The 12,999-nt window shown below is 66.5% G+C and carries 13 protein-coding genes; 6 read left to right on the forward strand and 7 right to left on the reverse strand.

The window, feature by feature from the left end; all coding sequences use genetic code 11:
* Positions 1-11 precede the first annotated feature (11 nt).
* The 4 genes from ASF14_RS17405 to ASF14_RS17420 all read right to left on the reverse strand — a co-directional run bounded on the left by ASF14_RS17405 (position 12) and on the right by ASF14_RS17420 (position 3,919).
* Positions 12-275: a hypothetical protein gene (locus ASF14_RS17405; RefSeq protein ID WP_056437989.1), complete on the reverse strand. Its 264-nt coding sequence runs from the start codon at positions 273-275 to the stop codon at positions 12-14.
* 118 nt (positions 276-393) lie between these two features.
* The gene (locus ASF14_RS17410) at positions 394-645 is read right to left on the reverse strand and encodes a hypothetical protein (RefSeq protein WP_156361287.1); all 252 of its coding nucleotides are present in this window, start codon (positions 643-645) and stop codon (positions 394-396) included.
* A 131-nt stretch (positions 646-776) separates the two neighbouring features.
* Entirely contained in the window at positions 777-1,493 is a 717-nt protein-coding gene (locus tag ASF14_RS17415; protein ID WP_056437995.1) for an MgtC/SapB family protein, read from the reverse strand.
* A gap of 146 nt (positions 1,494-1,639) precedes the next feature.
* On the reverse strand, positions 1,640-3,919 hold the full coding sequence (locus ASF14_RS17420) for a S9 family peptidase (protein ID WP_156361288.1): 2,280 nt from the start codon (positions 3,917-3,919) through the stop codon (positions 1,640-1,642).
* A gap of 267 nt (positions 3,920-4,186) precedes the next feature.
* Here ASF14_RS17420 and ASF14_RS17425 point away from each other — a divergent pair, with 267 nt between their 5' ends.
* From ASF14_RS17425 to ASF14_RS17435, 3 genes are all read left to right on the forward strand, one after another.
* Positions 4,187-4,837, forward strand: a complete 651-nt coding sequence (locus ASF14_RS17425; RefSeq protein ID WP_056437997.1) for a DUF6975 family protein — start codon at positions 4,187-4,189, stop codon at positions 4,835-4,837.
* 123 nt (positions 4,838-4,960) lie between these two features.
* Positions 4,961-5,497, forward strand: coding sequence for a CHAP domain-containing protein (locus tag ASF14_RS17430; RefSeq protein WP_236697121.1), 537 nt, complete (start codon positions 4,961-4,963; stop codon positions 5,495-5,497).
* 55 nt (positions 5,498-5,552) lie between these two features.
* Positions 5,553-5,798: a hypothetical protein gene (locus tag ASF14_RS17435; RefSeq protein ID WP_056438000.1), complete on the forward strand. Its 246-nt coding sequence runs from the start codon at positions 5,553-5,555 to the stop codon at positions 5,796-5,798.
* A gap of 159 nt (positions 5,799-5,957) precedes the next feature.
* On the opposite strand, the gene ASF14_RS17440 is transcribed toward ASF14_RS17435, so the two are convergent.
* Positions 5,958-7,052 carry an anhydro-N-acetylmuramic acid kinase gene (locus tag ASF14_RS17440; protein WP_056438003.1) on the reverse strand — a complete coding sequence of 365 codons (1,095 nt, stop codon included), beginning with the start codon at positions 7,050-7,052 and terminating at the stop codon, positions 5,958-5,960.
* 118 nt (positions 7,053-7,170) lie between these two features.
* Between ASF14_RS17440 and rimO the strand changes: the two genes are divergently transcribed.
* Complete coding sequence (gene rimO / locus ASF14_RS17445) at positions 7,171-8,511, forward strand: 30S ribosomal protein S12 methylthiotransferase RimO (RefSeq protein ID WP_056438454.1); 1,341 nt, start codon at positions 7,171-7,173, stop codon at positions 8,509-8,511.
* Here the strand turns inward: rimO and ASF14_RS17450 are convergent.
* Positions 8,495-8,884 carry an MAPEG family protein gene (locus ASF14_RS17450; RefSeq protein ID WP_056438006.1) on the reverse strand — a complete coding sequence of 130 codons (390 nt, stop codon included), beginning with the start codon at positions 8,882-8,884 and terminating at the stop codon, positions 8,495-8,497. The two genes, rimO and ASF14_RS17450, sit on opposite strands and share 17 nt — an antisense overlap.
* 359 nt (positions 8,885-9,243) lie before the next feature.
* Here ASF14_RS17450 and ASF14_RS17455 point away from each other — a divergent pair, with 359 nt between their 5' ends.
* Complete coding sequence (locus ASF14_RS17455; RefSeq protein WP_056438009.1) at positions 9,244-10,644, forward strand: serine hydrolase domain-containing protein; 1,401 nt, start codon at positions 9,244-9,246, stop codon at positions 10,642-10,644.
* Positions 10,641-12,020: a leucyl aminopeptidase family protein gene (locus ASF14_RS17460; protein ID WP_056438011.1), complete on the forward strand. Its 1,380-nt coding sequence runs from the start codon at positions 10,641-10,643 to the stop codon at positions 12,018-12,020. The genes ASF14_RS17455 and ASF14_RS17460 overlap by 4 nt, the downstream gene beginning before the upstream one ends.
* 106 nt (positions 12,021-12,126) lie before the next feature.
* Here the strand turns inward: ASF14_RS17460 and tpiA are convergent, their stop codons facing one another.
* Complete coding sequence (tpiA, locus tag ASF14_RS17465) at positions 12,127-12,873, reverse strand: triose-phosphate isomerase (protein WP_056438014.1); 747 nt, start codon at positions 12,871-12,873, stop codon at positions 12,127-12,129.
* Positions 12,874-12,999 lie beyond the last annotated feature (126 nt).

The following is a 12,999-nucleotide window of genomic DNA, read 5'->3' on the forward strand; positions in this document are numbered from 1 at the left end:
CGGAGCCTCCCTCACGCCGCACGCGACAGGACGGGGGCGTCGGCCGCCACCGGGTCGAACGACACCAGCGGGGTCAGCGCATCTTGCACGACCGCGACGCTGGCATGATAGATTTCGGCCTCCTCGACCGCATAGCGCATGGCCGCGCCACGCGAGATGAAGCGCCCTTCCAGCTGGCCTGCGCTATCCTGCACCAGCCAGTGACCCGCATGGTCCTGGCCGACATAGATGAGCCGCGCTTGGCGGGCGGGGTCGATAGGGAAATCGGTACACATGGATACGGGAAACCTCTGCCGATCGGGCGTTCGATCGCCCGCCCGCCTCAGCTACGCCTCGCCCCATAGGGTTTCGAGATGGATTTCCCGCTATCGCATAGCGCCCGCATAGTGTCGGTCATATCCGCCGCCAGCGGGCGCTGACCTGCACTTCGTCGAACAGATGCTCGCCCATGATCACCAGCGCGCTGCCCAGGCTGGCGAAGAGAAAAGCGGCGGTCGCCAGCGCATAGCCCACCAGCCCGGCACGGCCGCCCTGCCCCGCCATGGCCATCAGACTCGCGATCGCCCGCCAGGCGAGGACGCAAAACCCGACGCCCAGCAATCGCAGCGCCAGTCCGTGCCGCCATGTCCGAACCCGTACCGCCATACCGCCTCCTCATTTGGTCGGCGGCTAATCGGGACGCGCATAGCAATGCGAGAGCGAATGGCCGGTTTCGCATAGCGCCCGCATAAAGTTCGCCCCGCATTCCCGTCAGGGGAGCCATGCGCTTCGAGGGCTCAGTCGTGCGTGCTGGCGGCCCAGGTGGCGTGCGCGATGCCGTGGACGGACTGGAAATGGTCGGTGATCCGGTCGAGCTCGCCCGCCTCGACGATGGTGCTGGTCAGGGTGGCGGCGACGGTTACCTGCTCCTCGCCCAATTCCTCGATATCAAGCTCGGCCACCGGCAGCCCGGCGCGCTCCAGATGCTCGACCAGCATGTCGCCGACCGGCCCGGCCTGTGCCGCACTGGTCGTCAGGCTGACCGAATAAGTCGCCTCGACATGGCGTCCCTCGACCGGAATGCGGTTGATCGCGTCGACCAGCGGACGCAGCGCGGTATTGGCGATCAGGACCATGACGGTCAGCAGCACCGCTTCGGCCACCATGTCGCTGCCCGCGATCGACCCGACCGCCGCCGAGCACCAGAGGGTCGCCGCGGTGTTCAGCCCGCGAACGTTCATTCCCTCCTTCATGATGACGCCCGCACCCAGGAAACCGATGCCGGAGACGACATAGGCGATGATGCGGATCGACTCGACATCGCCGCCCAGCCGCTGCCCCAGATCGACGAACGCCGCCGCACCGATCGCGACCAGGGCGTTGGTGCGCAGCCCCGCCGTACGCTGGCGGTACTGCCGTTCGGCGCCGATCACGGTGCCCAGCACGAACGCGGTCAGATAGCTGACCAGCGTGTCGAGGAACGGCCAGAGGTGGAAGGTCTTCAGGAATGCCATGTACAGTCCGTAAATCCTCCCCGTTACGGGGAGGTGGCAGCGCGTCAGCGCTGACGGAGGGGGAGCGCCACACGGGTCAACACTCGCGGTACGCCCCCTCCACCATGCTGCGCATGGTCCCCCTCCCCGTGCCGGGGAGGATCATTTTACTTCGTCGGCTTGTCCTTCACAGTCCGGTCCAGGAAGTTCAGGATCGTATGCCACAGATGCTCCGACACGCCCGGCCCGCCGACGCGGTGGGTCTGGCCGGGATAGAGCATCATCTCGAACGGCGTGTCGGTCTTCTGCATCTCGGCGGCGAACGCGGTCGCATTGTCGAGGAAGACGTTGTCGTCCGCCATGCCGTGGATCAGCATCAGCGGATCGCGGATCTTGGCCGCATCGGTAATCGCCTGCGATGTCGCATAGCTTTGCGGATCGGTACGCGGATCGCCCAGATAACGCTCGGTGTAGTGCGTATCGTACAGCTGCCAGTCGGTGACCGGCGCGCCCGACACGGCGGCGGCATAGACCCCCGGCGTCTTCTCCAGCATCTTGATCGACATATAGCCGCCGTACGACCAGCCATAAGTTGCAATGCGCGCGGGATCGACGAAGGGCAGCGTCTTCAGATAGTTCGCGCCCGCCAGCTGATCGGCGACCTCTACCGTGCCCATCGCGTGATAGATGGCGTCCTCGAACGCCTTGCCGCGATTATACGAGCCGCGATTGTCGATCTGGAAGAAGATCCATCCCTGATCGACCAGATATTGCGGCAGCGCCCCCTGCCAGCCACGCGTGACCTGCTGGCCGGTGCCGGGGCCGCCATAATGCTGGAAAAAGACGGGGTAGCGCTTGCCCGGCTCCAGCTTGGGCGTGATCATCTCCCAATAGAGCGTCGTGCCGTCATCGGCCTTGATCGTGCCGAACTTCGTCTCGCGGTGGCTGGCGAGATAGGGCGCATAGGGATGCCCGGCGACAATTGCATTCTCGTTGATCCAGCTCAGCCGCTGGCCCGCCGTGTCGGCCAGATAGACCTGGGTCGGCTGGCTCGGGCTGGAGCGCGAGACGATGAAGCGGCTGGCGGACGAGTCCATCGTGGCGCTGTTGGTATAGCCGCGCTCGGTCAGGCGGGTGATGACGTTCGGCTGGGCGATGTCGACCGCATAGAGATGCTGTTCGAGCACATCGTCCTTCAGGCCGGTGAAATACAGCCGTCCCTTCGCTTCGTCGACGCCGACGAGGTTGGTGACGACCCAGGGCCCCTTGGTCAGCTGAGTCCACTGGCCGTTCGCGAAGCGGTAGAGATGGCCATAGCCATCGCGCTCCGAACGCCAGATCAGGCTGCCGTCCTTCATCGGGCGATAGGCGTCCGACAGGTTCAGCCAGCTGCGATCACCCGAACGCTCGGTGAAGAGGACGGTCGACTTGCCGGTCTTGGGGTCGACGCGGAGCATGTCGAGCGTCTTCTGGTCGCGACTCTCCCGCTGGACCAGCATCGCCGAGCCGTCCGGCGTCCAGTCGACGCGCGCCAGATAGATGTCGGGATTGGTGCCGAGATCGACCTTCACCCGGCCCGACCCGTCCGCCTTCATGACGTAGAGATCGACCAGCGCGTTGGGCGTGCCTGCCGCCGGATAGCGCTGTTCATAGACCTTGGTGCCCGCCGCGCCGATCGCGGCACGGACGGCGACCTTGACGGGCGCGTCATCGAACCGCTCGACTGCAATATAGCGTTCGTCGGGGCTCCACCAATAGCCGGTGAAGCGGTGCATCTCTTCTTGCGCGACGAACTCCGCCTCGCCGAAATGAACGGTGCCGCCGCCGTCCTTGGTCAAGGCGCGCGCCTCGCCGCCGACCAAGGGCCCATTAAGGGGTAGGGCCCAAAGGTTCTGGTCGCGCACGAAGCTGACATAGCCGCCCTTGGGGCTGACGATCGGATTCAGCTCGCCGCCCGGCGTGTTGGTCAGGCGACGGACCGTGCCGTCGAGACCGGCGAGATACAGGTCGCCGTCCAGCGGCACCAGGATCGACTTGCCGTCGGGCGCCCAGTCATAGGCGACGATGCCCTTCGACCCGCCGATGCGTGCGCGTTCGCGCTGCATCTTCTCGGCCTCGGACAGTTCCGCGCCCGAGCCGACCTTCTTGGAGTCGACCAGCATCCGCTCCTCGCCGGTGCGGGTGTCGCGAGCCCAGAGGTCCAGCCGCTCGCGCTCGTCGGCGCGCGGGCGCAGCGAGGTCAGCAGCGTGCCGTCGGGCGACAGGCGCAGGCCGCGCGGCTGCGATCCCGACAGGTCGGGGCTGCCGAAGACACGCTTCAGGGTCAGCTTGCCCTGTTCGGTCCCCTGCGCGGTCGGCGCATCAGCCGACATGGCCGAGGCCCCCGAACCCATGGCGATCGACGCCCCGACCGACGCCAGCGCCAGACCCAGCACCCATTTGCGCATTCATACCACTCCGAACCTTGTCATTGCCGGGTCCCGGCCCGGCCATGGCGCGCGTTATCGCGGGGGCGCTGCCATCCCGCAAGCGCGATCCGGCACAGGGCACAGCGACGCCTGTTTTCTTGAAATGAATCAGCGGCGTAACTCATAACGAAAGCGTTCCAGATTTCGTAAACTCGGCATTAACGAATTTCCGTTAGGGCCGTTGTTCGGGTGCGACGGTCGGATGACGGTTCTGTCGCCTGCGCCCGGCCCATTATCGGAACGGACATGGCGACGAGTACCGCTTTGGAATTTCAGAACGATCGGCGCGGCGACATCCGTGCGATCCTGGCGCGATGGGGCAGCGCCGGGCATCCGCACGTCCAGGCGTTGCTGATGCCGCAGGTTCTGCTGCATGACCTGACCGATGCGGTTCATGCGGTCTGTGCGGTCCATGGCAATCATCCCTGCATGATCGATTATGCCATGGCGCGCGGCATCCAGATCGAAACCCTGCCCTGGTTGATCCAGTCCTCCAACGCCTTTGCCCTTGAACGCGCCTTTCTCGCCAATCTGACCTCGGCGGCGGGTCCGCTGCCCTCTACCCCCGGCCAGGCCCAGACCGATGCCGCGCTGACCCAGCTTCGCCATACGCTGGAAATGCTCGCGAATTCGGATCGGCGGGGCTGCGCGACCGGTGCCGTTTCGGCGCTGATCCTCGACTGGCGCTCGATCCGGCAGGTGCTCGACCAGGCGGCGCGGCGCTTCGGCCTGTCGCCCGCGCCCGGCCAGATGCCCGAGCCGCTGTGTGACGTGGAGGATGACGAATCGGGCATCGGCCTGGCGCGCGCGCGCGGGTTCGGCGCGACGCAGCTGCTCGTCCAGCATCGCGGCCTGTGGGACCTGCTGGAGGCGCGGGCGAGCGCGCGGCGCGGCTGATGCAGTCCACGGAGGCTTCGACTGGTCGCATCCCCGCCTCCGTCGATCTCCCTAGCGGCATGTTAACCATCTTGAACAGTTGGGTATTCACGCAAATCCGATAGCTTGATCGGCATGAGAGGCATGGTGTCCAAGGCAATCGTATCGCTCTGCGCACTGACGGTCATTCCGGCGGCCGACGCACACTCGCTGCTCGACTATGTCGGGCAATGCGTCCCCTTCGCGCGCCAAGCCTCGGGCATTGCGATCTATGGCGACGCCTGGACCTGGTGGTCCAAGGCGGAGGGCAAATATCCCCGCGGCCGCACTCCCCGCGTCGGCGCGGTCGTCGTGTTCGAGAAGACCAGCCGCCTGCCGCTGGGCCATGTCGCGGTGGTCAGCCGCGTGGTCGAGGACCGGGTGCTGATGCTGACCCACGCCAACTGGTCGATCCAGAACGGCCAGCGCGGCCATGCCGAGCAGGATGTGACGCTGTTCGACGTTTCGCCGGGCAATGACTGGAGCGAAGTGAAGGTCTGGTTCCGCGACTCCGAAGGCCTGGGTAGCTCAACCTACCCCATTTACGGCTTCATCTATGGCAAGGGCCATGCCGCGCCCGGCCTGACCAGCGAAAAGCCCGATTATGTCGGCGCGCTGATCGACGCCTATGTCGCACGCTGATTGCCAGGTTCGGGGCTGAGGGTGTAGGCTATCCTCCTGTCACGGGAGACGATCAATGGTGCTGTTCACTCTGTTGATATTGTCCGCCGCCCCGGGAACGCCGCCCTCGACCATGCCCAGCATCGGCCAATTGCCCGAACGCTGCGCGCCTAAGGAAACGCGGGTGAACCAATCCGCACCGGCGGTCGGTCTTCGCAAGCTGAACGAAATGCCTGATGCCGAGCCGCAGTTCATGGTGCTGCGCGAGGTGGACGGCTGCCCCGTTCCGGCGATGGTACGCACGAAAGCGAAGCGCCGTTAGTCCAGCTCTTATCAAATCCATCCCGGCGAAGGCCGGGATCCAGTCGGGTAAGCACTGGTAAATAACCGATCGACTGGCAACTGGACCCCGGCCTACGCCGGGGTGGCGCGTCTTAGCAAATGCGGCCTAAGCGACAACGCCTCTGAAAGGCGTAAACCGTCACCCCGCCAAGGGCCGATGGACCACGCCGCCGGTCGTCGCCTCCGGCACGCCGGTCGTTCCCGGAAAGCTGATCGCCCGCTCCCGCAGCCGCCGTACCGCCATATAGGCGAAGCCTTGCGCCTCCAGCGCGTCGCCGTCCCAACCCAGCGCATCGGTCGGCTCGGGCGTCAGGCCCGTCGCGGCTGCGATCATCGCCAGCATGGTGGCATTGTGCCGCCCGCCCCCCGCGACCAGCAATTGCCGGGGCCGCTCGGGTAGATGATCGAGCGCGCGGGCGACGGTCTGCGCGGTGAAGGCCGTCAATGTGGCCGCCCCGTCCGCCGCCGACAGGCCCTGCGCGGGCTGGATGGTGAAGTCGTTGCGGTCGAGCGACTTGGGCGGCGCCAGATCGAACCAGCCATTATCCATCATCGTGTCGAGGACCGTCGGCTCCACTTGCCCGCTCGCCGCCATCTGGCCGTTCGCATCGTAACGCTGGCCGGTTTCCGCCTCCATCCAACTGTCGATCAGGCCGTTGGCCGGACCGGTATCGAAGGCAACCAGCGCGCCGTCCGTCCCGATAAAGGTGATGTTGGCGACACCGCCCAAGTTCAGGATCGCGACCGGCTTCTCCAGATCGGCGGCGAGTGCGGCGTGATAGACGGGGATCAAGGGCGCGCCCTGCCCCCCCGCCGCGACATCGGCCGAGCGGAAATCGGACACGGTGACGATCGCGGTCGCATCCGCCAGCGCCTGTCCGTCACCGATCTGCCAGGTCCAGCCGCGATCGGGGCGATGCGCGACCGTCTGGCCGTGAAACCCGATCACGTCGACCGCCGCCGCCTCGACACCCGCGTCGCGGAGCAGTTTCTGCACGACCATCGCATGGGTGCGCACGATCAGGTCGCCCGCCGCGACGATGGGCGGACTGGCGCGCGGCCGGTCGAAGGTCAGGGCAAGCGCGGTCGCCTCGGCCAGTTCGGCGCGGGCGGTGTCGGAATAGGCTTCGGTGCGAAAGGCGATGGGCCGGACCAGCGCCTCGCCATCGGTTTCGACCAGCGCCGCGTCCACGCCGTCCAGCGACGTTCCCGACATCAATCCGATCGCCAGCATCGCGCCCTATCCTCTCGCTTCCGTGCCCATCCATGCCGGGATCGCGCGCGCCTGTCGACCGGACTTCGCGCACCATCTGGAAAAGCGTCGCGTTTTGGCCTATGTGCGCGCGTATCCCATGGCAACCAAACTCCCTACTCCGCCGCGTGTCGGCATGGTCTCGCTCGGCTGTCCCAAGAATCTGGTCGACAGCGAACGCATCCTGACCCAGCTCCGCGCCGACGGCTATCAGATGTCGCCCGACTATGCCGGGGCCGATGTCGTGCTGGTCAACACCTGCGGCTTTCTCGACTCCGCCAAGGAGGAAAGCCTGGAGGCGATCGGCGAGGCGATCAAGGAGAATGGCCGCGTCATCGTGACGGGGTGCATGGGCAAGGAAGCCGAGGCGATCCGCACCCGCTTCCCGGACGTGCTCGCGATCACCGGCGCACATGAATATGAGCAGGTGGTCGAGGCCGTGCACGCCGCCGCGCCCGCGAACCTGTCGCCCTATATCGACCTGATTCCCGATGCGGGCCTGAAGCTGACCCCGCGTCATTATAGCTATCTGAAGATCTCGGAGGGCTGCAACCACCGGTGCAGCTTTTGCATCATCCCCAGCTTGCGCGGCGACCTGGTCAGCCGCCGCCCCGACGCCATCCTGCGCGAGGCGGAAAAGCTGGTTGCGGCGGGCACGCGCGAATTGCTGGTCATCAGCCAGGACACCTCGGCCTACGGCATCGACATCCGCAAGGAACCCCGGATGTGGAAGGGGCAGGAGGTCGTGCCGCACATGACCGACCTCGCCCGCGAACTGGGCAAGATCGCGCCCTGGGTTCGCCTGCACTATGTCTATCCCTATCCGCATGTGGATCAGGTGATCCCGCTGATGGCGGAAGGCCTGGTGCTGCCCTATCTAGACATCCCGTTCCAGCATGCCGCGCCCTCTGTGCTCAAGCGGATGAAGCGCCCCGGCAACGATGCCAAGGTGCTGCAGCGCATCCACCAGTGGCGCGACATCTGCCCCGACATCGCCATCCGCTCGACCTTCGTCGTCGGCTTCCCCGGCGAGACGGAGGAGGATTTCGAATATCTGCTCGACTGGCTGGATGAAGCCCAGCTCGACCGCGTCGGCGCCTTCCGCTTCGAGCCGGTCGAGGGTGCCGCCGCCAATGCGCTGCCCGATCACGTCCCCGAGGCGGTGAAGGAAGAGCGTTACGCGCGGATCATGGAAAAGACCGCCGCCATCTCCGCCGCCAAGCTCGCCGCCAAGGTCGGCCGCACCCTGCCCGTCATCATCGACGCGGTGGACGAGGAAGGCGGCGCAACCGGCCGGTCCCAAGCCGACGCACCCGAGATCGACGGCGAAGTCTTCCTGCGCGACGCCGGGCATCTGTCGGTCGGCGATATCGTGAAGGTCGAGATCGAGGATGCCGACGAGCACGACCTTTACGGCGTTCCCGTCACAGGAAACGCATAAGCATCATCACCAGGCCGACCATCGACACCAGATAGGCCAGCGACCGCACATAGCGGACGCCGAAGATATAGAGCGGTACATAGGCGACCCGCGCGAGGAACCACACCCACGCGCCGGTCGCCGCGATCCCGCCGCTCTGTCCCGTGACCGACAAGCCTAGCGCCAGTGCGATGAATATCGGCCAGGTCTCACGGAAATTGGCGGAAGCCCGTTCGGCCCGCCCGGCATAGTGTCCCAGCGGCGCAGGCGTGCCGTCGCGCGGGCCCGCGTTCCAGCCGATGCCCCGGTCCAAAGTCGCCAGCTGCGATTGCAGCGCGATGTGGACGAACAACAGGATGATCGACCAGCCGAGGATGGTCAGTTCGGTGGTCATTCCGGTTCTCCCCTTATGATACTACCCCGGCGAAGGCCGGGGTCCGGATGCAAGCCGCCCAAGGCACGCGATGCCTTGTTCAACGCAAGGCGCCGCGACTGGACCCCGGCCTTCGCCGGGGTGGGGCGGAAATTTATGCCCAGGTCCGTTCAGCCTGAGCATAGTCGAAGGTAAGGGAGAGGCTCTCCAAGTGCCGCCAGCCACGCTCGACGAAAGGGTTAGTGTGGGCTTCGACTTCGCTCAGCCTGAACGGCTGTTGGGATACTGGTCCAAGCACCCCTCGCTCCGTTCAAGCTGAACGAAGCCGAAGTCCCCCACCCCCGTTGCGCCGCCCCCGCAAACCTGCTTCCTTGGCGGGCATGAGATACCCCATTTTGCTGGCGGCGATCGCGTCCATCGCCCCCGCCCCGCTCATCGCCCAGGCCCTGACCCCGGCGGAAACCCAGAAGATCGATGCCCTGGTGACAAAGACGCTGGCCAATACCGGCGTCCCCTCCGCCTCGATCGCGGTGGTGCGCGGCGGCAGGATCGTCCTCGCCAAGGCCTATGGCAAACAGTTCGAGGGGCAGACCGGCCCCGCCGACGCCAAGCTGCCTTATCAGATCGCCTCGGTGTCGAAGCAGTTCACCGCCACCGCCGTCCAGCTGCTGGCCGACGACGGCAAGCTCTCGCTCGACGACACGGTGTCCAAATATGTGCCGGGCATCACGGACGGCGACACGATCACCATCCGCCAGCTGCTGAGCCACACCTCGGGCCTGCGCGACTATTGGCCGCAGGATTACAGCTTCAAGGCGATGGCGACGCCGACCACGCCGCAAGGCATCATCGACCGCTGGGCCAGGGCGCCGCTCGACTTTCGGCCCGGCACGCAATGGCAATATTCCAACACCGGCTATGTCGTCGCGGGCATGATCGTCGAGAAGGTGTCGGGCCAGCCTCTCCTTCAGTTTCTTCAGACCCGTGTCTTCCAGCCGCTGGGCATCCGCGCGCTGGATCAGGACAAGGCGGTCGGTCCGGGCTTCCCACAGGGCTATCTGCGCCATGCGCTCGGCCCCGTCCGGGTCGAGACGCCCGCCGCCCCCGGCTGGCTCTATGCGGCGGGCGAGCTGTCCATGTCGCCGCAGGACCTCGCCAAATGGGACGTCGCGCGGATGAACCGCACGCTGCTGCCCGCAAAGGACTGGGCGGAGCAGGAAAATCCCGTCAAGCTGACCGACGGCTCGAACACCAATTACGGGCTGGGCGTGGGCGTCGGCACCGCCGATGGCCGCCGCTTCGTCGAGCATAGCGGCGAAGCGGTCGGCTTCCTGACCGAGAATATCGTCTATCCGGACGACAAGGCCGCGGTGGTCGTCGCGGTCAACGCCTGGTTTGCCGATGCGCAGAGCCGGATCGCCAAGGGCATCTCCGACATCGTCCTGCCCGCGCCCCAGGCCAATGCCGAGGACGCCGCCGCGCTCGATCGGACCAAGCGGGTGTACGCACAGCTTCAGGCGGGCGATCTCGACCGTGCGCTGCTGACCGAGGATGCGGCCTATTATTTCACGCCGACGACGCTGGCCGATTATCGGACCAGCCTGTCGCCCCTGGGTGCGCCGACCAAGATCGAACAGGCAGGGCGCACGCGCCTGCGCGGTGGGTTCGTCAACCGCTCCTATCGCGTCACCTATCCCGGTCGCACGCTTCGGATCAGCACCTATGCCGAGCCCGGCACCAACGGAAAGATCGAACAATTTCTCGTGAGCCCCGCCGAATGATGGACTTCGCCTCCCTGCTCCAGCCCGATCGCGGCCAGCCCGCCCGGACGATCACCCTGCTGACCGCCGAGGGCTTCGCCGACTGGCTCGCGCGCCAGCCCGTCGGCACCCGCACGTTGGCGACGGCGCAGCGCTTCGCCGCCAAGCCCGACACGCATCTGCTCGTGCCGCATGATGGCGAGGTGACCGTGGTCGCGGGCGTCGCAAAGGCAACCGGGCCTTGGGCGCTGGCCAAGCTGGCCGAGGCCCTGCCCGAAGGCCAGTATCGACTGGACGGCGCGGAGGTCGGCGCGAACGCGCTGGGCTGGCTGCTCGGCCAGTATCGCTTCACCCGATATCGCAAGGGCGATGACAATGGCCCTCGCGTGCTGCTGACCCGCGATGTCGCGCACCGGGACGAGGTGATCCGCCTCGCCGCCGCGACCGCGCAGGTGCGCGATCTGGTCAACACGGGTGCCGGCGATCTCGGTCCTGCCGAACTGGAGGCGGAGGTCGAAGCACTGGCCCGCACCCATCACGCGCAGATCATGGTGACCAGCGGCGAGACGCTGGCCCGCGACTATCCGATGATCCACGCGGTCGGGCAGGCCGCCACGCGCGAGCGTGCGCCCCGGCTGATCGAGCTGCACTGGGGCGATCCCGCCCATCCGCGCATCGCGATCGTCGGCAAGGGCGTGTGCTTCGACACGGGCGGGCTGGACATCAAGCCCTCTGCGGGCATGCGCCTTATGAAGAAGGACATGGGTGGCGCCGCGCATGCGCTGGCGCTGGCGAGCCTCGTGATGGCGGCGCGCTTGCCGGTGCGGCTGCACCTGTTGATCCCGGCGGTCGAGAATGCGGTATCGGCGGCGTCCTTCCGCCCCGGCGACGTGCTGAAGACCCGCAAGGGCCTGACGGTCGAGAACACCAACACCGATGCCGAAGGCCGGTTGATCCTGGGCGACGCGCTGACCCGCGCGGGGGAGGAGAAGCCCGAACTGATCCTCGACTTCGCCACGCTGACCGGCGCGGCGCGCGTGGCGCTCGGGCCCGACCTGCCCCCGCTGTTCACCGATGACGAGGCGCTGGCGGCGGACCTGCTGACGGCGGCGGCGGGCGAGGACGATCCCGTGTGGCGGATGCCGCTATGGGACAGCTATGACGACATGCTGAAGTCCGACATCGCCGACATGGTCAATGCGCCCGATGGCGGCTTTGCGGGAGCGATCACGGCAGCGCTGTTCCTGCGGCGCTTCGTGCCGAAGGACACAGCCTGGGCGCATCTCGACGTGTTCGCGTGGCGGCCCTCGGGCAAGCCGGGACGACCCAAGGGGGGCGATGCCTATGCCCTGCGTGCGGCGTACGCGATGTTGAAGGGGCGGTATTCGGGGCGTTGAGGTTGTAGCGTGGCCTTCGATTACGCTCAGGCTGAACGGGGGTTGGGGACTATACCTGACAGCCGTTCACGCTGAGCGAAGTCGAAGCGCACGCCACGAACCGTCGTTACAACCCCGCCGCCGCCTCGATGATCGGTACGAACTTGGCGGCGGTCAGGCTCGCCCCGCCGACCAGCGCGCCGTCGACATTCTCGACTGCCAGCAGCACGGCGGCATTCTCCCCCGTCACCGAACCGCCGTACAGGATCCGCACCCCGTCCGCCGCATCGCCGATCAGCATGCGAAGCTTGGCACGCGCGATGGCATGGATGCTGGCGATCTCGTCGACCGTCGGCGTCCGCCCCGTCCCGATCGCCCAGCGCGGTTCATAGGCCAGCGTGAACCAGCTGCCGTCCGCATTGTCGGGCACCGACTTCTCGATCTGCGCCTGCACCACCCGCTCGGCGCGCCCCGCATTGCGCTCCGCCTCGGTCTCGCCGCAGCAAAGGATGACGTTCAATCCCTGGCGATGCGCCGCCGCCGCCTTGGCCCAGGCATCCTGACTGGTCTCGCCCTGATCGGCGCGACGTTCCGAATGGCCGACGATGGTGAAGCTCGCCCCCGCTTCCTGGACCATGCCTGCCGAGACGCAGCCGGTATGCGCGCCCGAATCGCGCTCATGCACATCCTCCGCCCCGATGGCGAGGCCGGGCACGCGCTCGGCCGCAGGAGCGATCAGGGTGAAGGGCACGGCGACCGCTACATCGACGTTCGGCGCCGTCTCGGCAGCCTTTGCGATGGCGTCCAGCTCGGCCAGCACGGCACGCGAGCCGTTCATCTTCCAGTTGCCCGCCACCAATTTGCGCCGTGCCATATGAGGCTCCCCGATTGAGTCGCATGTTATACGTGTTCAACACCGATAGCGGATCGTGGATTTCGCACAAGCTTGATGCCGAGCGACCTCGCCCCTAAAGCGGGACACGTTTTTGTCTTTGCCGAT

This window comes from Sphingomonas sp. Leaf257 (assembly GCF_001422185.1).
GTDB classification, from domain to species: domain Bacteria; phylum Pseudomonadota; class Alphaproteobacteria; order Sphingomonadales; family Sphingomonadaceae; genus Sphingomonas; species Sphingomonas yabuuchiae.

Coding starts and splice junctions, on each gene's coding strand:
- ASF14_RS17405 (WP_056437989.1), bottom strand. CDS start 275: ATGTGTACCGATTTCCCTATCGACCCCGCCCGCCAAGCGCGGCTCATC.
- ASF14_RS17410 (WP_156361287.1), bottom strand. CDS start 645: ATGGCGGTACGGGTTCGGACATGGCGGCACGGACTGGCGCTGCGATTG.
- ASF14_RS17415 (WP_056437995.1), bottom strand. CDS start 1,493: ATGGCATTCCTGAAGACCTTCCACCTCTGGCCGTTCCTCGACACGCTG.
- ASF14_RS17420 (WP_156361288.1), bottom strand. CDS start 3,919: ATGCGCAAATGGGTGCTGGGTCTGGCGCTGGCGTCGGTCGGGGCGTCG.
- ASF14_RS17425 (WP_056437997.1), top strand. CDS start 4,187: ATGGCGACGAGTACCGCTTTGGAATTTCAGAACGATCGGCGCGGCGAC.
- ASF14_RS17430 (WP_236697121.1), top strand. CDS start 4,961: ATGGTGTCCAAGGCAATCGTATCGCTCTGCGCACTGACGGTCATTCCG.
- ASF14_RS17435 (WP_056438000.1), top strand. CDS start 5,553: ATGGTGCTGTTCACTCTGTTGATATTGTCCGCCGCCCCGGGAACGCCG.
- ASF14_RS17440 (WP_056438003.1), bottom strand. CDS start 7,052: ATGCTGGCGATCGGATTGATGTCGGGAACGTCGCTGGACGGCGTGGAC.
- rimO (WP_056438454.1), top strand. CDS start 7,171: ATGGCAACCAAACTCCCTACTCCGCCGCGTGTCGGCATGGTCTCGCTC.
- ASF14_RS17450 (WP_056438006.1), bottom strand. CDS start 8,884: ATGACCACCGAACTGACCATCCTCGGCTGGTCGATCATCCTGTTGTTC.
- ASF14_RS17455 (WP_056438009.1), top strand. CDS start 9,244: ATGAGATACCCCATTTTGCTGGCGGCGATCGCGTCCATCGCCCCCGCC.
- ASF14_RS17460 (WP_056438011.1), top strand. CDS start 10,641: ATGATGGACTTCGCCTCCCTGCTCCAGCCCGATCGCGGCCAGCCCGCC.
- tpiA (WP_056438014.1), bottom strand. CDS start 12,873: ATGGCACGGCGCAAATTGGTGGCGGGCAACTGGAAGATGAACGGCTCG.